Annotated in this window: 15 protein-coding genes and 1 tRNA gene; 11 read left to right on the forward strand and 5 right to left on the reverse strand. The window is 66.1% G+C overall.

The window, feature by feature from the left end:
* Positions 1-47: 47 nt before the first annotated feature.
* From rpoN to DFW101_RS04695, 3 genes are all read right to left on the reverse strand, one after another.
* Entirely contained in the window at positions 48-1,484 is a 1,437-nt protein-coding gene (gene rpoN / locus DFW101_RS04685) for an RNA polymerase factor sigma-54 (protein WP_009180369.1), read from the reverse strand.
* Between the two features lie 117 nt (positions 1,485-1,601).
* A complete protein-coding gene (locus DFW101_RS04690) occupies positions 1,602-2,144 on the reverse strand; it encodes a KdsC family phosphatase (protein WP_009180370.1) in 543 nt (180 codons plus the stop codon).
* A gap of 165 nt (positions 2,145-2,309) precedes the next feature.
* Positions 2,310-3,941 (reverse strand): CTP synthase, encoded by a 1,632-nt coding sequence (locus DFW101_RS04695; RefSeq protein ID WP_009180371.1) that lies wholly within the window; start codon positions 3,939-3,941, stop codon positions 2,310-2,312.
* A gap of 190 nt (positions 3,942-4,131) precedes the next feature.
* On the opposite strand from DFW101_RS04695, the gene DFW101_RS04700 reads away from it, so the two are divergent.
* From DFW101_RS04700 to DFW101_RS04715, 4 genes are all read left to right on the forward strand, one after another.
* On the forward strand, positions 4,132-4,944 hold the full coding sequence (locus tag DFW101_RS04700) for a phosphoribosylformylglycinamidine synthase subunit PurQ (RefSeq protein WP_009180372.1): 813 nt from the start codon (positions 4,132-4,134) through the stop codon (positions 4,942-4,944).
* A gap of 150 nt (positions 4,945-5,094) precedes the next feature.
* A complete protein-coding gene (tadA, locus tag DFW101_RS04705; RefSeq protein WP_009180373.1) occupies positions 5,095-5,640 on the forward strand; it encodes a tRNA adenosine(34) deaminase TadA in 546 nt (181 codons plus the stop codon).
* Between the two features lie 62 nt (positions 5,641-5,702).
* Positions 5,703-5,796 (forward strand) — tRNA-Ser (locus DFW101_RS04710).
* Positions 5,797-6,034: 238 nt separating this feature from the next.
* Positions 6,035-7,165: a hypothetical protein gene (locus DFW101_RS04715; protein ID WP_009180374.1), complete on the forward strand. Its 1,131-nt coding sequence runs from the start codon at positions 6,035-6,037 to the stop codon at positions 7,163-7,165.
* Here DFW101_RS04715 and DFW101_RS04720 read toward each other — a convergent pair.
* Positions 7,105-8,670 carry an FAD-dependent oxidoreductase gene (locus DFW101_RS04720; RefSeq protein ID WP_009180375.1) on the reverse strand — a complete coding sequence of 522 codons (1,566 nt, stop codon included), beginning with the start codon at positions 8,668-8,670 and terminating at the stop codon, positions 7,105-7,107. The two genes, DFW101_RS04715 and DFW101_RS04720, sit on opposite strands and share 61 nt — an antisense overlap.
* A 259-nt stretch (positions 8,671-8,929) precedes the next feature.
* Between DFW101_RS04720 and DFW101_RS04730 the strand changes: the two genes are divergently transcribed.
* The gene (locus tag DFW101_RS04730; protein WP_009180376.1) at positions 8,930-9,694 is read left to right on the forward strand and encodes a Rossmann-like domain-containing protein; all 765 of its coding nucleotides are present in this window, start codon (positions 8,930-8,932) and stop codon (positions 9,692-9,694) included.
* A 31-nt stretch (positions 9,695-9,725) separates the two neighbouring features.
* Here DFW101_RS04730 and nhaA read toward each other — a convergent pair whose 3' ends face one another.
* Complete coding sequence (gene nhaA, locus DFW101_RS04735; RefSeq protein ID WP_009180377.1) at positions 9,726-11,117, reverse strand: Na+/H+ antiporter NhaA; 1,392 nt, start codon at positions 11,115-11,117, stop codon at positions 9,726-9,728.
* A 317-nt stretch (positions 11,118-11,434) separates the two neighbouring features.
* Here nhaA and DFW101_RS18915 point away from each other — a divergent pair, with 317 nt between their 5' ends.
* The 6 genes from DFW101_RS18915 to DFW101_RS04760 all read left to right on the forward strand — a co-directional run bounded on the left by DFW101_RS18915 (position 11,435) and on the right by DFW101_RS04760 (position 17,212).
* Positions 11,435-11,578: a DUF3096 domain-containing protein gene (locus DFW101_RS18915; protein ID WP_009108587.1), complete on the forward strand. Its 144-nt coding sequence runs from the start codon at positions 11,435-11,437 to the stop codon at positions 11,576-11,578.
* A 139-nt stretch (positions 11,579-11,717) separates the two neighbouring features.
* Entirely contained in the window at positions 11,718-12,707 is a 990-nt protein-coding gene (locus DFW101_RS04740; protein ID WP_009180378.1) for a tRNA dihydrouridine synthase, read from the forward strand.
* On the forward strand, positions 12,704-13,573 hold the full coding sequence (gene ispH / locus DFW101_RS04745; protein WP_009180379.1) for a 4-hydroxy-3-methylbut-2-enyl diphosphate reductase: 870 nt from the start codon (positions 12,704-12,706) through the stop codon (positions 13,571-13,573). Before DFW101_RS04740 ends, ispH begins: the two co-directional genes overlap by 4 nt.
* A gap of 28 nt (positions 13,574-13,601) precedes the next feature.
* Positions 13,602-14,591, forward strand: coding sequence for a chemotaxis protein (locus tag DFW101_RS04750; protein ID WP_009180380.1), 990 nt, complete (start codon positions 13,602-13,604; stop codon positions 14,589-14,591).
* A gap of 290 nt (positions 14,592-14,881) precedes the next feature.
* Positions 14,882-16,423, forward strand: coding sequence for a hypothetical protein (locus tag DFW101_RS04755; protein WP_009180381.1), 1,542 nt, complete (start codon positions 14,882-14,884; stop codon positions 16,421-16,423).
* 123 nt (positions 16,424-16,546) lie between these two features.
* Positions 16,547-17,212, forward strand: a complete 666-nt coding sequence (locus DFW101_RS04760; protein WP_009180382.1) for a tetratricopeptide repeat protein — start codon at positions 16,547-16,549, stop codon at positions 17,210-17,212.
* The last annotated feature ends 128 nt before the right edge of the window (positions 17,213-17,340 follow it).

The raw sequence follows: 17,340 nt of genomic DNA on the forward strand, positions 1-17,340 counted from the left end.
TCCTCCAGATGGCGTGGTATTGGGCCGGGGAAGCCCGGCCCGAAGCATCAGAAAATTTCCTTGCGCTTGGACGAGGATTCAATGCCCATGGCCGTGCGGTATTTGGCCACGGTGCGCCGGGCGATGTTGATCTGCAACTCGTCTTTGAGCATATCAGCAATGGCCTCGTCGCTGATAGGCTTTTTGGCATTCTCCCCGGAAATAATCCGCTTGATCATGGCCTTGACCGATTCCGAGCCGACCGTGCCGCCGTCGTCGAGGTCAAGGGAGCTGTTGAAAAAGAACTTGAGCTCGAAAATGCCATGGGGCGTGGCCACGTACTTGTTGGACGTGATGCGGCTGACGGTCGATTCGTGCATGCTGATGTCGTCGGCCACATCCTTGAGGATCAACGGCCGCAACCGCGTGACCCCCTCCTCGAAGAATTCCCGCTGGAACTTCACGATGCTCTCAAGGACCTTGTACAGGGTCCGCTGCCGCTGGTAGAGGCTTTTCATCAGCCACATGGCCGAGCGCATCTTGTCCTGGAGATAATCCTTGTCCTTGTCGTTTTTCGGATTGATCTCCGCCATGTAGGTCGTGTTGACGTTGAGCCGCGGCATGCCCTCTTCGTTTAAAATAATCACGAATTCGCCGCCGTATTTGTACACAAAGGCGTCCGGGCTCACGAAAATGGGATCGCCCGAGCCGTAGCTGGCTCCGGGCATGGGATTGAGGGTCTGGATCAGCTCAAGGTATTCCTTGAGTTTTTCCATGGTGATATGAAATTTTTTGGCCAGCGGCTTGTAGCGTTTCTTCTCCAGGTCTTCGAGGTGGTCGCGCACAAGCTCGATGAGGATGGTGTCCTCGTAGCCGTAGACCTCGATCTGGGTGAGCAGGCATTCGCTCGGGGTCCGGGCGGCCACGCCCACGGGGTCGAACCGCTGGAGCCGGTGGAGCACGGTCTCCACTTCGGGCACCGAGGCTCCGGCCATCTGGGCCAGTTCTTCGAGGGAAGCCCGCAGGTAGCCCGAGGAATTGAGGCTGCCGACGATACTCTCCCCGATCTCCAGTTCCTTGGCCGTGAAATTCGACAGGCGCATCTGCCAGCCGAGGTGCCCTTCGAGGGAGGGTTTGGAGGCGAGCCTGGCGTCAAAGGCCATGCCCTCCTCGGGCATCTCCGACTCCCGGGATTGGGACTGGCGGCCGGTGCTGGCGAAATCGCCGAGATAGTCGTCCCATTCGGCGTTTTTGAGGAGTTCCTTTTCCATGGCCGCGTCGCTGGAATTCCCGGTCGGCCCCAGGTTGTCCTCGGCCATGGTCCGCTCCGGTTGGCGGTCCTCCTCGATCGATTCCTCCAGAAGGGGGTTTTCCAAAAGCTCCTGCTGCACGCTCTCCAGCAGCTCGAGCCGGGAGAGCTGCAGGAGTTTGATGGCTTGCTGCAGTTGGGGAGTCATCACCAGCTGCTGGGAGAGTTTGAGCTGCTGTCGCAGTTCCAGGGCCATGTCTACCGCCGTGCGAGGTCCTTTGGATGTTGGTGCGAAAAGCGGGGGCAAGGCCGACGCCCCGCCCGCTCAACAAAAAGCATGCCACAATCGAAGGATCGTGGCAATCGGCACGGCTTACCCTTCCGGGAGGAACCAGGCGTAGGCCGCTTCGAGACGGCCGCTGGCCTGAAGCAGGAACCGGATGGCCTCGCGCACCGCCCCGTGCCCGCCGGGACGGCTGGCCACCCACAGGGCCAGGTCCATGATTTCCGGCTGGGCGTCGGCCACGGCCATGGGCAGGCCGACCAGACCCATGGGGCCGGCGTCCACCCAGTCGTCGCCGAGGTAGGCGGCCTGGCCGGGGGAAAGCCCCAGCCGCCCGAGGATGCCGGTCAGGATCGGAACCTTGTGGTGGTGGCCGGGATGGTACTCGCCAATGCCCAGTTCCTTGATGCGGGCGGCCACGGCCGGACTGTCGAGGCCGCTTATGACCGCCACTTGCAAGCCCGCCATCTGGGCGGCCTTGATGCCGAGGCCGTCGTGGGCGTGAAACCGTTTGGCGATGCCGCCGTGGGCGTCGACATAGAGGCCGCCGTCGGTCAGGACGCCGTCCACGTCAAGGACGAGCAAGGCCACGTCCCTGGCCCGCGTCGCGGCCAGCTTCGCATCCTGCGCCATACCACCCGCCTCCTCGCGCCGCCCGGCCCCGGCGGGACGACCCGAGGCGACGCCGTCCGCTCATGCCGCGTTCTCGAAATCCGCGCATACGAATTTTGAGAACAACAAATTAGAATATTTATTTTTTTCTAAAAACTATGCCCCTGCTTTTCAGCGAACGTCGTGCTAGCCCTTGTACCGCTTGGCCGCCTTCACGAATTCCCGAAAGAGCGGATGCGGACGCATGGGGCTGCTCTTGAACTCCGGGTGGAACTGGCAGCCGAGGAACCACGGATGGTCCGGCAGTTCCACGATCTCGACCAGCTCGCCGTCCGGCGACAGGCCGCTTAAGACCATCCCGCCCTCTTCAAACGAGGGAGCGTAGGTCTTGTTGAATTCGTAGCGGTGGCGGTGGCGCTCGGAAATCTCCTCGGCGGCGTAGGCCGCGGCGGCCTGGGTTTCCGGCTTGACCCGGCAGGGGTAGGCTCCCAGGCGCATGGTCCCTCCCTTGTCGCTCGACGGGTCCCGGTACTCGGTCTTCTGGGTGCGGCAGTCGAACCATTCGCGCATGAGGTAGATGACCGGGTGCGGCGTGGTCAGGTCGAATTCCTCGGAATTGGCGCCGGAAAGCCCCAGGACGTTCCGGGCGTATTCGATGACCGCGCACTGCATGCCAAGGCAGATGCCGAAAAAGGGCACGCCCTTTTCCCGGGCGTATTCGATGGCCGTAATCTTGCCCTCGACCCCGCGCGAGCCGAAGCCGCCCGGCACCAGGATGCCGTCGATGCCGGCGAAGGTGGACGCCGCGTTCTGGCGGGTCACTTCCTCGGAATTGACGTACACGAACCGGATGGAGACCCCGGCCGCGATGCCGCCGTGGACAAGGGCCTCGTGCAGGCTCTTGTAGGCTTCCTTGAGGTCCACATACTTGCCGACAATGGCGATGGAAACCTGGCCTCCGGGATTTTCCGACCGGTGCAGCAGGTCGCGCCAGGCTTGCAGGTCGGCGTTTTTGGCCGGCAGGCGCAGCAGGATGGCGATCTTCTGGTCCACGCCCTCGCCGTAGAGGCGAAGCGGCAGTTCGTAGATGTTTTTGACGTCCACGGCGGTAAAGACCGCGTCCGCGTCCACGTCGCAGAAAAGGGCGATCTTTTCCTTGATGTCGCGCCCAAGCTCCACTTCGCTGCGGCAGATGATGATGTCGGGTTGGATGCCGATGGACCGCAGTTCCTTGACGCTGTGCTGGGTGGGCTTGGTTTTGACCTCGCCGGCCACGCGCAGGTAGGGCACGAGGGTCAAGTGGATGTACAGGGCGTTTTCCTTGCCAAGTTCCATGCGCAGCTGGCGGATGGCCTCCAGGAACGGCTGGCCCTCGATGTCGCCCACCGTGCCGCCGATCTCGATGATGGCCACGTCCTCGTCGCCGGCGACGCCGAGGATCGACCGCTTGATCTCGTCGGTGATGTGCGGGATCACCTGGACCGTGCCGCCGAGGTAGTCGCCCCGGCGTTCCTTCTGGATGACGCTGAAATAGACCCGGCCCGAGGTGAAGTTGTTGTTCTGGCTCATGGGCACGCCGAGGTAGCGCTCGTAGTGGCCGAGGTCGAGGTCGGTCTCGGCCCCGTCGTCGGTGACGTAGACCTCGCCATGCTGGAAGGGGTTCATGGTGCCGGGATCGACGTTGATGTAGGGGTCGAGCTTCTGGATGGTGACCTTGAGCCCCCGGGCCTGGAGCAGTGCGCCGATGGAAGCGGCGGCCAGCCCCTTGCCCAGGGAGGACAGCACCCCTCCCGTCACGAAAATAAACTTGGTCTTCATGATGATGCCGTCCTTGGAAAAGAGGTTAGGCCACGCCGGCGGACCCGGCGGCCCGGGTCCCTCGGGACCGGGCCGGACCGGGCCTGTGGCGCGGTTCGGTTGACGCGGCCGGGGCGGCCCCTTATGTTCAGCCGCGTAAAGTATGCCTTCGGGCGCAAATTTTCAAGGAACCCCCGGGAGGATTTCCCTTATGGCCAAGGTGCGCACCCTCGTGATCACCGGTTACGGCACCAATTGCGAAGTGGAATCGGCCTACGCCGCCCGCGCGGCCGGGTCCGACGTCACGGACATCGTCTTTTTTTCGGATATCGCCGCCGGTCGCACGCGCATTCCGGATTACAATTTCCTGATCTTTCCCGGAGGGTTCCTTGACGGGGACGATCTCGGTGCGGCCCAGGCCGCGGCCGTGCGCTGGAAGCACGCCAAAAACGCCGCCGGCGACGCCCTTCTTGGCCAGCTCAAAACTTTTTTCGAGGCCGGGGGGCTTGTCCTTGGCATCTGCAACGGTTTTCAGCTCCTGGTCAAGCTCGGCCTGCTGCCGGCCCTTGGCGGCGACTATTTCGCCCGGCAGGTCAGTCTCGCCAACAACGACTCGGCCCGGTTCGAGGACCGATGGGTAACCCTGGCCGCCAATCCGGAAAGCCCCTGCATCTTCACCCGGGGCCTCACGCGCCTGGACCTGCCCGTGCGCCACGGCGAGGGCAAGCTCGTGCCCAAGAGCCCGGAAATCCTGGACGAACTGGTCAAAACCGGGGCCATCGCCCTCTCCTACGCCGATCCGGCCACAGGCGAGACCACCATGGAATATCCGCAAAATCCCAACGGCTCGCCCCTGGCCATCGCCGGCCTGACCGACCCGTCCGGCCGCATCCTCGGCCTCATGCCCCACCCCGAGGCCTTCAACCACCCGACCAACCACCCCGGCTACACCCGGGGCGAACGCCCGCAGCTCGGCACGGTACTTTTCGAAAACGCCGTGGCCCACCTGCGGGGCCACGCCTAACCGAGGCGTTGCCCCGGACCCTACCAGGGCTCTGCCCAGGACCGCCGGGGGGATTTTCCAGCCCCCCGGCGGTCCTGGGCGAGGGAAGTCAGCTCCCCTTTCACGCGACACGCGGATTCGCAGGGAAAAAATATTCAGGAAGGAATGGCTATGGCCTTGCAGCCGGCCCGGCGCTTTGTCGCCGGCGGGGATATGCTGCCCGACCCGCCGCCGGGCTGGGAAAGTTTCGAGGCGGTGATGGGACTCGCCCTGGCCGAGGCCCGGGAAGCGGCCGCCCTGGGCGAGACGCCGGTCGGCGCGGTCCTGCTCTCCGGCGCGGGCGAGGTGCTGGCCCAAACCGGCAACGGCCCGATCTCCCGGGCCGACCCCACGGCCCACGCCGAAATCCTGGCCCTGCGCCAGGCCGCGGCCCGGGTCGGCAATTACCGGCTGCCGGGCTCGATCCTGGTCGTGACGCTCGAGCCCTGCCTCATGTGCCTCGGGGCCATGATCCACGCCCGGGTGGGGCTGCTCGTCTACGGCGCGCCCGACCCGCGTACGGGCGCGGTGGATTCGCGGCTCCCCGGCCCGGACCTGCCCTTTTTCAACCACCGCTTCGACGTTCTTTCCGGAGTGTGCGCCGACGCCAGCGCCGCGCTCCTGCGGCAGTTTTTCCGCAACCGCCGCGCCCGGCCGGACGGGGCCCCGGCAAAATAATACTTGCCAAGCCAGCTTTGTTCGCTTAGGATTCCAAATTCGTTCCGGTTCTTTCTTTGTGCGGAGAGGTACCGAAGTGGTCGTAACGGGCCCGACTCGAAATCGGGTTGCGGGTTAATAGCCTGCACGTGGGTTCGAATCCCACCCTCTCCGCCAATCATTTGCCGCCTCCCCGGGACATCTTATCGCAACAGATCACGATGCTATCGCATAGCACCCTTTTCCCCGCTTTTTTCTCTCCACGCGCTCTTTACCCCCAGGGACAGCGGGCACTTTCGGAGGCCCCCGGAGAGGCGTTGGCAGGACATTTGTCCGGCCATTGCCTTTGCAGGCGTGCCTGCGGGGTCTGGATCGACTTGACATCCGAGAGCCGGGAGCCGAAAATGGTTCCAATATGCGACGCCGTTGGATTGTGTGCGCGACCGGTGGCCTCTTTGCTGTAGCGGTCGTGTTGCTTTTGCTGGCCTATTTTCTTCCTTTCGGAAAAATCGTCTTCACCGATGCCGATGCATCGCTTTATACCCTGCTCTTGCGTCGGAAAATCGACATCGCCGAGCGTATCCCAAGCCGAAAACTCCTTATATCCGGAGGATCTTCCAGTCTGGAAGGATTTCACGCCGAAGCCATCGAACAATCGCTCGGCATCCCATGCGTCAATTTTGCCGTGGGTGCCGGAGCCGGATATGACTTAATCCTTTATGAAACGGCCAAACGCCTGCATCCCGGGGACATGGTGCTCGTGGCTCCGGAATTCGACGTCTATCTGGCCGATCAGCCAAGCATCACCCCGCCCACGGCCCTGACATCCTACATGCTCGGATCGGATTTTTTCCGAACCCTGTCCGTCCCCGACTTGTCCCGCTACATTTGGCTCCTTCCCTTCCCCCAGCTCGCGCAGTTCGCCTTTTCAGGAAAGGATGGGGCCGAGACAGCCCAATCGATCGATTTGGATCATATCCTCACCACCCATGGCGATGTGATCTATTCCGATCCTCCCGAGACATACCGCGAGGCGTTGAAAAAAAATCTCTCTCTCATAAAAGACTTGTACCCGCCGCTGCTCTACGACTTTCAAGGAGTGAGTGACCTCAGGAAGAGAAGGTTCGATCAGGTGGTTACCTCCTTCATAGTCCATTGCCGCCAAAGAAATATTGACGTCCTCTTCACCTATCCCAACAGCTATCGCTCGGATGCTCTCGATCCCGAAAAGATGACGTTATTGGGCGCGGCCATCAAAGCCTATTACGAGGAGAAGGGGGTGCCCTTTCTGGGCGCGTTCGAAGATTCCCGCTTTCCCCTCGACTGCCTCAACGACACGTTTTACCACCTTAACGGCCAAGGCCGCCGTGTACGGACAGCCCGCCTGATCGAGGACCTGCGTCCGTTCGTACCGGCGGTTGGCGGCATCGCTTCCACGGTTTCCGGGCTCGGAAACGGCTTTCCGAAACGCAGGCCCTTGTTCTTTCAGGCTTCGTCCCCCCCTTCTGCCGACGTGGCTTCCAGGTTCCGGTTGGCCGGACCGTGAAGAACGCGGCCCGCCTCGTCGAAGCGCGAGCCGTGGCAGGGGCAGTCCCAGCTCTTTTCCCACGGATTCCAATGCACGATGCACTTCATATGCGTGCAGTTGGCCACCTGCCGGTGCAGGCCTCCGGCCGCATCCCGCCACACAGCCTCCTTGCCCCACCCCTTCCGGACAACGGCCCCGGTGCCGGGTGCGATCCGGTCTTCGGTTGCGACCTCGCCCGGACTGATCCAGTCCAGGGTCTGCCGGGTCACGTTCAGATTCTCGCCAAGCCACCGGGCGATCCCGGCCCCGCCGTGGAACACCTGCCGGGCCGGGGAATAGAGTTCGGTCCAGGCATTGCTCCGGCCAAGGATCAGGTCGGAGAGCAGCATGCCGGCAATGGCCCCGTGGGTCAGGCCGTGGCCCGAGTCCCCCGTGGCGATGTAGACGTTGGCCTCGGTCGGATTTTTGCCGATGTAGCCCAGGCCGTCGAAGGTTTCCAGAACCTGGCCGGTCCAGCGAAAGGCCACCTGGCCCATCATGGGGAACCGTTTGCGGGCCCAGACCTCGAGCAGCTGGTACGGTTCGGGTCCGGGCGGCACCTGTCCGGTCTTGTGGTCTTCGCCGCCGACGACGAGGATGTCCGTCTCCCCCGCCGCTCCGTCCACGCCGGTCCCGAGTCGGACATAGTGGTAGGGATCGAGGGTGTCCCAATAGAGGCCCGGCGGCACGGCCCCCTTGGACACGGGCGCGCCGATGACGTAGGTGCTGTAGGCGGCCTGCTTGGTGTGGGGCAGGACCCGGTTGGTGACCGGCGTGTTGGTAGCGACGACAACGGCCCCGGCCGTGACCGTGCGGCCGCTTGTGGTCGTGACCCTGACCGGGCTGCCGCCAGCCACGTCCCGGACCCGCGTGCCAAAAAAGAGGCGTCCGCCACGGCGCTCCACGGCCTCGCCCAGGCCGGCCAGAAACTTGAGCGGGTGGAACTGGGCCTGCCGGGGAAAGATCAGGCACGGCCCGGTGTCAAAGGACGGCAGCGGGGCCCGGGGCAAAAGCGCCACGTCCACGAGGCCGGCCCGGTGGGCAGCGGCCAGTTCCTTGTCCAGGATATCGGACGCATCTGCGGGCGGCTTGAAAAGATAGCCGTCCACCCGGGTGAATTCGCAGGCAATGGCCTCTTCCAGGGCCACGGCCTCCAGCCTGTCGATGGCCGAGCCGTGGCTGGCGGCCGCAAGTCTGGCCTCCTTTTCGCCCCGCACCCGTTCGATGTATTCGAAGCGGTCGTCCAGGGCGCAGCTCAGGTGGGCCGAGGTGCGCCAAGTCAGGCTCTGCCGCCGTGGCGCATCATCGAGCACGGCCACGGACCTGCCCTGCCGGACCAGCTCGTAAGCCGTCATCAGCCCGGCGACGCCCGCGCCGACGATGCATGCGTCCACGCGAAGATCCTCGGCCAGGGCGTCACGGAAGGGCATGTCGGCCGTGGCCATCCACAGGGAAGCACGCGGTTCCGGTTGGTCCTGCTGCATGGTCCTTGTCTCCTTGGCTTGCGCGGCCCGCCGGGAACGCCGGGCCGTCAGGGAAAAACTCCACCCTGTGCCCTACCAGAAACTTCGGCTTTCGGGAAAGAAAAAACGTATTTTGGCAAAGGACTCGGGCGACCACGCCCGGGCAAGACGGCTTTACAGGCCGGACCCCGGGGGCTAGAAATCATGGCAACCAAACCGGCGGCAGCGGCGCTGGCCCGCCAGCCGTCTTCCGGAAATTTCCAGCCCAAGGAGTGTCGCCATGCGTGGGACCCGCACCCAGCACGATATCCTGTGCGCCATTGCCGAGGAAGTCTGCCTCCTGCCGGACGCGCCGATCGGCGACGTGCTCACGGGCACGTGCCTGGCCGCCGTCAGGTCGCGGTTTTGCGGCCTGGCCTCCCTGGTCTCCCACATCGCCCCCGGCCTGCCCCGGACCGCGGCGCCGGCCGGGGACCTCCCGGCCACGGTCCATGCAGCCGCCGCACGGCTTTGCGATCCGGGCGTCTCCAACACCGACGCCGCCTCCCTGGCCATGGCCGCGGTCAATTCCCTGCTGCCGCCGCCGGCCGAGGACGCGACCATGCCCGGCCAGGAGCTCCTCCTGGCCAGGGGGAAAGGGAAAAACGTGGCCGTGGTCGGCCACTTCCCGTTCGTCGAGGCCCTGCGCACGGCCTGCGCCAAGCTGTGGGTGCTGGAAAAACGCCCCAGGCCCGGAGACACGGACGCGAGCCTGGCCGGTGAGATCCTGCCCCAGGCCGATCTGGTGGCCGTCACCGGCACCACGCTTTTAAACGGCACCCTGGCCGGGCTCCTCAGTTCCTGCCGCCCCGACGCCTTTGTGGTCATGCTTGGCCCGACCACGCCCTTTGCCCGGGCCCTTTTCGACTGCGGCATCGACGTCCTGGCCGGCTGCGACGTGCCCGACCCCGAAGCGGCGCTCGCCGGCATCCGGGCCGGCAAATGCTTCAAGGGACTCTCCGGCGTGCGCCAGATCGCCTGGGTGCGGCCGGGAGCGGCGGTCTGAGGCCCGGCCGCCTTCGGCCCCGGCGGCGCGCCTATTCCAGGTCCGGAGCCCGGGTCGGGGCGGCTTGCGCCGGGGTTGCCCCGTTCGTGCGGGTCGTGGCCAGCAGGACCAGATAGCCGAGGATGCCGGCCACGGTGGAGGCGGCGAGGATGGCCACCTTGGCTTGGCCGCCGAGGTCTCCGGCTTGGCCGAAGGCCAGATCCGCGATGAAGATGGACATGGTGAAGCCGATGCCCGCCAGACAGGCCACCCCGTAATACTGCCCAAGGCCGAGCCCGGCCGGCACGGATGCCAGCCGCAACCGGAACATGGCCAGGCAGGTGAGAAATATTCCCGCCTGCTTGCCCGCCACCAGCCCGACCATGATGCCGAGCGATACGGGTTCGCCAAGGACCATGCCGGTCCCGCCGCCAAGGCGCACCCCGGCGTTGGCCAGGGCAAAAAGCGGCATGATGCCGTAGGCCACCCAGGGATGGAGTCCGTGCTCCAGGCGGGGCAGGGGCGCGCCGGCCTTCTGACAGGCATGCTCCAGCGATTCGAGGGCCGCGATCTGGGCCGGGTTGGCCAAAAGCGGCCGGTCGGACGCCCGGGAGGACTCGAAGCGGTCGATCAGCCGGCGGGCATGGGCCGCGAAATCCTCGGGTCCGATGCGGGTGCGGGCCGGTATGGCCATGGCCGCCAGCACGCCGGCCACCGTGGCATGGACCCCGGATTTGAGGAAGGCCAGCCACAGGGCCGCGCCCAGGATGGCATAGACCGCGGGATGGCGCGCGCCCATGAAGTTGAGGAGCACCATGGCCGCAAAGATCCCGCCGCCCACGGCCAGGGCGGCCAGGGAGATGTCGCCGCTGTAAAAGACCGCGATGACCAGCACCGCGCCGATGTCGTCCACAATGGCGACCGCCGCCAGGAACACCTTGAGGCTGACCGGAATCCGGTCCCCGAGCAGGGACAGGATGCCAAGGGCAAAGGCGATGTCCGTGGCCATGGGGATGCCCCAGCCGGCAACCGACGGCAGGTCGTGGTTGAAAAGGGCGAAAAGGAGCGCCGGCGCGGCCATGCCGCCCGCGGCCGCGGCCACGGGCAGGGCCGCCTGCCCCGGCGAACTCAGCTCGCCGACCAGGATTTCCCGCTTGATCTCCAGGCCCACCATGAAAAAGAAGATGGCCATGAGCCCGTCGTTGATCCAGTGGTGCAGGCTTTTCGACAGGACCAGGTCCCCGAAGCCCAGGGATATCGGCGTCTCCCACAAGGCGAAATAGGACGGGGCATACGGGGAATTGGCCCAGGCCAGGGCGGCCACGGTGCAGGCGATCAGCACCAGCCCGCCCGAGGACTGCACCTGGCTGAAGCGGATGAACGGGGCCAGGGCCAGCTCAAGGAGTGGCTTTACGGGCGCGTCGCGCCCGGCTCGGATTTCCATGCATCTCCTTCCGGGGTTGCGCCCGCTCCGGGATGGAGACGGGGCGCCATGGGGACTCCCGGCCTTTTCCCGAGAAGGAAGAGGCCATGATGTCCGGCAGTGTAGGGGAATGCGCGCCGCGCTGCAACCCGGGAACGAACAACAGACAACGCCGACACGTCGCCGCCGTCCTCGCCGCCAGGGCCGGGAGAGACCGGCTGTCAGGTTTTTGCCCGCCTCTCCTTGTCCAATCCCGTCTCTTCGGCTATGAGGGATACCGTGGGGAAATCGGTTTTGCCCATGCCTAAACGAGCAACCCCATTCCAAAGGGAGCCGCCATGCAGATATTTTTTTCACTGCAGCCCGTCATTGCCCTGATCGCCGGCATCCTGATCCTGGTCATGCCGCGCCTGCTCAATTTCATCGTGGCCATCTACCTCATCATCATCGGCATCCTCGGCCTGACCCACGGCCGATTCTAAGCCCCGGGAAAGCGGAAACGCCATAAATCCGCCTTTCCCGGAACAGGATTCCCTTTTCGCCCGGCAACGGGGCAGGCGGACCGCCCGCCCCGTTGCCGGGCGTTCCGGCTTGGGGTAAAGGCCGCCGAGGAATTTCCCCATGCACCCGCTTCTCCCCTTTTCCCCGGACAGCCCGTGGCTGGCTCCACTGGCCGGATTCTCCGACCTGCCCTTCCGGCTGTTGTGCCGGGAGCTCGGCGCATGCGCGGCCGTGACCGAAATGGTCAGCGCCAAGGGCCTTTTTTACGACTCGAAAAACACCAGACGCCTCCTGGCCACAACTCCCGCCGACGCGCCGCTGGCGGTCCAGCTCTTCGGGGCCGAACCCGAGTACCTCTTCCGGGCCGTGGCCAGCCTGGCCGGGGACGGCTACGCCCTTTTCGACCTCAACTGCGGCTGTTCCGTCCGCAAAGTCGTCAAAACCGGGGCCGGAGCGGCGCTTCTCGGCGACCCGGACCGGCTGGTGGACTGCGCCCGGGCCATGGCCCGGGCCGCCTTGCCGGGTCGGGTCGGGGTCAAGCTGCGGCTGGGGCCGAAACCGCCGTCCTTTGCCGCCCTGGATCTGGCCAGGCGTCTGGCCGACGCCGGCGTGGCCTGGCTGACCCTCCACCCCCGCCACGCCAGCCAGGGTTTTTCCGGCACCGCCGACCAGGAGGCCCTGGCCGCCTTTGTCGCGGCCTCGCCCCTGCCCGTCCTGGCCAGCGGCGACCTCCTGACCGCCGGGGACGCCGAGGCCTGCCTCACCCGGACCGGCGCGGCCGGGGTCATGTACGCCCGGGGCGCCCTGGCCGATCCCCGGGTGTTTGGCCGCCACGCCAACCTGATCCGGCAGACCCGGGGGCTCCCGGCCCTGCCCCTGCCCCGGCTTTGCGACGTCATCCGCCGCCACGCCGCCCTTTGCCGGGAATACGCCGACGACCGGCGGGCGCTTTTGCGGATGCGGACAGCCGTGCCCCGTTATTTGCGGGAGATGCCTGGCTGCCGCGCCTTGCGGGACAGGCTTTGCCACTGTACCTCCTGGAACGAGCTTGACGACATCATCGACGCGGCCGAGCGGTTCGCCGCCGACGCCGCCGGAGGCGACCTATGAAACTGCTGCGCGCCCAGACGGCCGGCTTTTGCATGGGCGTGGATCTGGCCCTCAAAAAGCTGACCTCGCTCCTCGCGTCCCCGGACAACGCCGGCCAGGCCGGAAAAGACCGGCCGCTTTTGACCTTCGGCCCGATCATCCACAATCCGCAGGTGCTCGAGGAATACGCGGCCAAGGGCGTGCGCGTGGTCAACGACCCGGCCGACATCCCGGCCGGGGCCACGGTGGTCATCCGGGCCCACGGCATTCCCGAGCCCGTGCGGCAAGCCATCCTGGCCCGAAACGCCCACCTGGTCGACGCCACCTGCCCCAAGGTGAAAAAGGCCCAGACGCTTATTTCCGGCCAGGCCAAACACGGCCGGGTCCTGCTCCTTTTCGGCGAAGAGGACCATCCCGAGGTCAAGGGACTTTTAAGCTACGCCACGGCCGGGGCCCATGTCTTCGGTTCCATGGAGGAGCTGGAAAGCCTGGAGCTGCCTTTCGGGCCCACCTATTTCCTGGCCGCCCAGACCACCCAGGACGAGCAGGAGTTCCTGCGCCTGCGCGACTACCTGCGAAGCCGGTTCGGCCAGGAGCTGACCGTGCTTTCCACCATCTGCAACGCCACCATGAACCGGCAGCAGGAAGCCATGGATCTGGCCGCGCTGGTGGATTTCATGGTCGTGGTCGGCGGCCGGGAATCGGGCAACACCCGGCGGCTGGCCCAGGTCGCCCGGGCCGCGGGCACCCCCTGCGTCCACGTCGAGACCGCAGACGAGCTTTCCCCGGACATGGTCGCGGGCAAGCACACAATCGGCTTGACAGCGGGAGCTTCAACCCCCAAGAAAATAATCGACCGTGTGCAACAGGTGCTGGAAGCGCTCTAGCTCAAATGGCCGACACCCGGAGACCCCCATGGCCCATACCAATATCCTGCTCGAAGCCGGCACCAACGAATTGGAAATCGTCGAGTTCTACATTGACGAACCGGCTCCCTCCTCGTTTACCGCCGACGCCCCGGAAAAAACGGGCCAGTACCGGGGCTATTACGGGGTCAACGTGGCCAAGGTGCTGGAAATCATCCGCCTGCCCAAGGTGACGGGCATGCCGGAAGTCTCCCACCCGAGCGTGCTCGGAGCCTTCAATCTGCGCAACCACATCATTCCACTGGTCGATCTCAGCATCTGGCTCGACAAGGAACGCCAGGCTACCGATTCGCCCAAGGTCATTGTCACGGAATTCAACAACGTGACCACTTCCTTTCTCGTCTCCGGCGTCACCCGCATCCACCGCATGAGCTGGGAGGCCGTGGAGCCGCCCAACCGCTACGTGTCCAAGATGAGCGGCGACTGCATCACCGGCGTGGTCAAACTCGAGGACCGGATCGTTTTCCTGCTCGATCTGGAAAAGATCGTGGCCGATCTCAATCCCAACCTGGGCCTGCGCCTGGACATGAGCATCGAGTGGAGCACCACCAGCCGGTATCGGGCCCTGGTGGCCGACGATTCGGTGCTGGTGCGCGAAATGCTCAAGGACCTGCTGCAAAAGGCCGGCTTCGACGTGACGGCCGTGCAAAACGGCCGGGACGCCTGGGAACTGCTCCTGCAGATCAAGGGCAAAAGCGAGGACGAAAAGCGCCCCTTGAGCGACTACGTGCACGTCATGGTGGCGGACATCGAGATGCCGGCCATGGACGGGCACAACCTGACCAAGCGGATCAAGGAGGACCAGGTCCTCAAACACCTGCCGGTCATCCTGTTCTCGTCGCTTATCACCGACAAGCTGCGGCACAAGGGCGAGGCCGTGGGCGCCGACGACCAGATCTCCAAGCCCGACGTCAGCCAGCTGGCCATGCGGGCCAAGGCGCTTATCGAACAGAAGCTCGGCGCCAAGACCGCCGCCTGATTTCCCGGACCCGCCCGCGGCCGTCCGGCATGCCCGGGGCTTCCGGAGACGGACGAAGACGACGGGTTGCGGGCCTGCGCCCTCGTGCGGACGCCGGCGTTCCCCCCCTTCATTTCGGGGACCTGTTTCCGCCCGCCCGGAACCTAATCGTTTTTTTGCCCTCCCGCCCTGTAACCGGGGCTGCCCGGCGGATGACAATCCTGTCGTGCTCCACGGCGGCCGTCAGGCGCCAGCCATCCGGCCGGACGGGCTAGGCGGACGCCACGACGGAGCCGGTAAGACGAAAAAACATGCCAACCGCTCCGCTTCCGGTTTTTTTCGACCCCGCCCAGGCCGTCCCCTCTTCCCTGGCCGCCTGGCGGCAGGCCTTTGCCGCCCTGCCGCCGGCCTGCTCCCGGCCTGTGGAACTGTGGTTCGACCGGGGGGAACTGCCGCCCCTGGTCGAGGCCGTGCGCATCCCGGACCTTGCCGACGGGCGGGTGCGGCAACTGGCCGTCTTCTATCTGGCGGCGCTCATCAATAACGTCCTGTGCACCCGGGGGGCGGGACGGGTGAGCGTGGTTGCCGACACGATCGAGGCGGGGCGCGAGTTGACCTTCGCCCTCGAACGCCTGCTTTTGGGGCGTATCGACTCTTTTTCCAACATGTCCCTGGCTTTCCTCTACGGGCTCATCCGCCGGATCTTCGGCACGGACTTCGCCCTGGACGCCGACCGGGATCGCGCCCAGGCCCTGCGGGACCGGCTGCGGTCGCAGGCATCCGAACCGCGCCTCCAGGCCGCTCCGCCGGGCCCCTGCGCCCCTGCCCGACCGGGCACAGTCCTGGCCATCAATGTCGGCCAGCACCTGACGAGCCTGGCTCTGGTCCGCTTCGACGCCGCCGGCGGCCACGAGGTCGCCGAACTCGTGCGCCGCGATACCTGGCCGGCCGGCGGCCGGCAGTGCCTGCCTGCCGCCTGGGACGGAATCTTCGCCGAGGCCCGCGCCGTTGCCGCGGCATCGGGCCGGCCCGTCGACGCCGTGGGGGTGAGCATCGCGGCCACGACCCTGGCCGGCGTCGTCCGCCCGGTGCCGGAGTTCGGGCTCTTCGCCGATTGCCCGCCCGAGGAGATCGACACCGCAAACGTCCTGCTCCGGCAGGCCTGCGGCCGGGCTTTCCCCGGCCTGCCCCTGGCCGTGGTCAACGACGGCGAGGCCCAGGCCCGTTTCGCCTTCCACCACAGCCATCCCCTGGCGACAGGAGCGGCCTTGCCCGGCGACATGCTCTCGCTTCGCCTCGGAGCCTGCCCGGCCGTCCACTGCCTGGACGCCCGGGGGCGGCCGGTGGAGGGCCTCCACGAATACGGCTGGCTGGTCACGCGCTACGCGCCAAGCAAAGCGACCGGGAGCCTTTTTTCGACCATCCGCCTCTACCTCTCCCACTACGGCGTGGCCGCTGCGGCCCATGATCTCGGGCTCCTGGAACACTACCGGCTCCCCATCGAAGCCGCGATTCCGTTTTTCCACGACGCCCTGGTCCGAAACGACAACCCGGCCGGGCTCGACGCGGCCCGGGTTTACGCCCTGCTCGGGGCCCACCTGGGCATGCTGGCCCATGAGCTCGACCGCAGCCGCCCCCTGGCCGCCATCCGCCTCCTCGGCTCGACGGCCAACAAGATCGACGCCGCGGCCTTTGCCGCCATGCAACGCGGCTTCTCCGGCTTCGCGGACCGGCACGGCCTGCCCCTAGGCGCCATCCGCCTGGACCTCCTGGAGGACGCCTCCTCCATCGCCGGCCTGGTCGGCGCGGCCCAGGCCGTTCTGTCCCAGGCCCCGGCCGAGGCCACGGCCTGACCGGGCCGGACGGGGTCTACTTGCCCCGCACCGGCCGGCCGCCCCTTTTGACACGATCCCGCCTTTGTGCTTATCTCTACCGCTCTTTTTCGCGAAACTCGCATGCGCTTTGGAGGCGTTTTTATGACTGATTTCACTTCGCCGCAGTCGGGCCGCAATTCCGCCAACGACGTCCCGACCCTGCTGCGGCTTCCGGTGCAATACTGGAAGCAGAGCCTGGCCGGGATTCTCGTGGTCCTGGCCGCGGCCGGAGGCTATGCCCTCTACGGCGTGTACCAGAAAGGCCAGGTCGAAAAGGCCGAGAACGAGCTCGGGACCATCGTCACCACCAAGGCCGGGGCCGAGCGTCTGGCCGCCCTGGAGGGCCTGGCCAGGACCGCGCCGGCCGGCGCCAAGGACGGCATCCACCTGGAGATGGCCAAGACCGCCCAGGAGCTCGGTGATTTCGCCAAGGCGGCCGCCGCCTGGGAAGCCGTTTCCAAGAGCGCTCCGGCCGGCATGAAGACCGTGGCCGGCCTCGGGTATGCCACGGCCCTGTCCAAGTCCGGCCAGGACGCCAAGGCCGTGGAAGTGCTCGAAGGCCTGGCCGTGTCCGCGCCCAAGGCCTTCACCATGACCGTGGACCGCCAGCTCGCCACCACGGCCGAGGCCGCCGGCCAGTGGCAGAAAGCCCTGGCCGCCTACGAGCGGATGAAGACCGGCGGCAACGTGCAAAACGCCGGCTTCATCGACGCCCGGATCGCCGACATGAAAGCCAAGGCCGCGGCCGGCGCCAAGACCAACGGCTAGGCTGCGTCCCGCCGCCGGGACAGGACGCGCTGTCCGAACGGACGGGACCAAAGCCCGGTCCGGCCAGCCATTGACGCACCCGCCCGGCGCGTCCGGGATCTTCCGGACGCGCCGGGAAACCCTGACGC

Origin of the sequence: Solidesulfovibrio carbinoliphilus subsp. oakridgensis (genome assembly GCF_000177215.2) — a bacterium.
In the GTDB taxonomy this organism is placed as follows: domain Bacteria; phylum Desulfobacterota; class Desulfovibrionia; order Desulfovibrionales; family Desulfovibrionaceae; genus Solidesulfovibrio; species Solidesulfovibrio carbinoliphilus.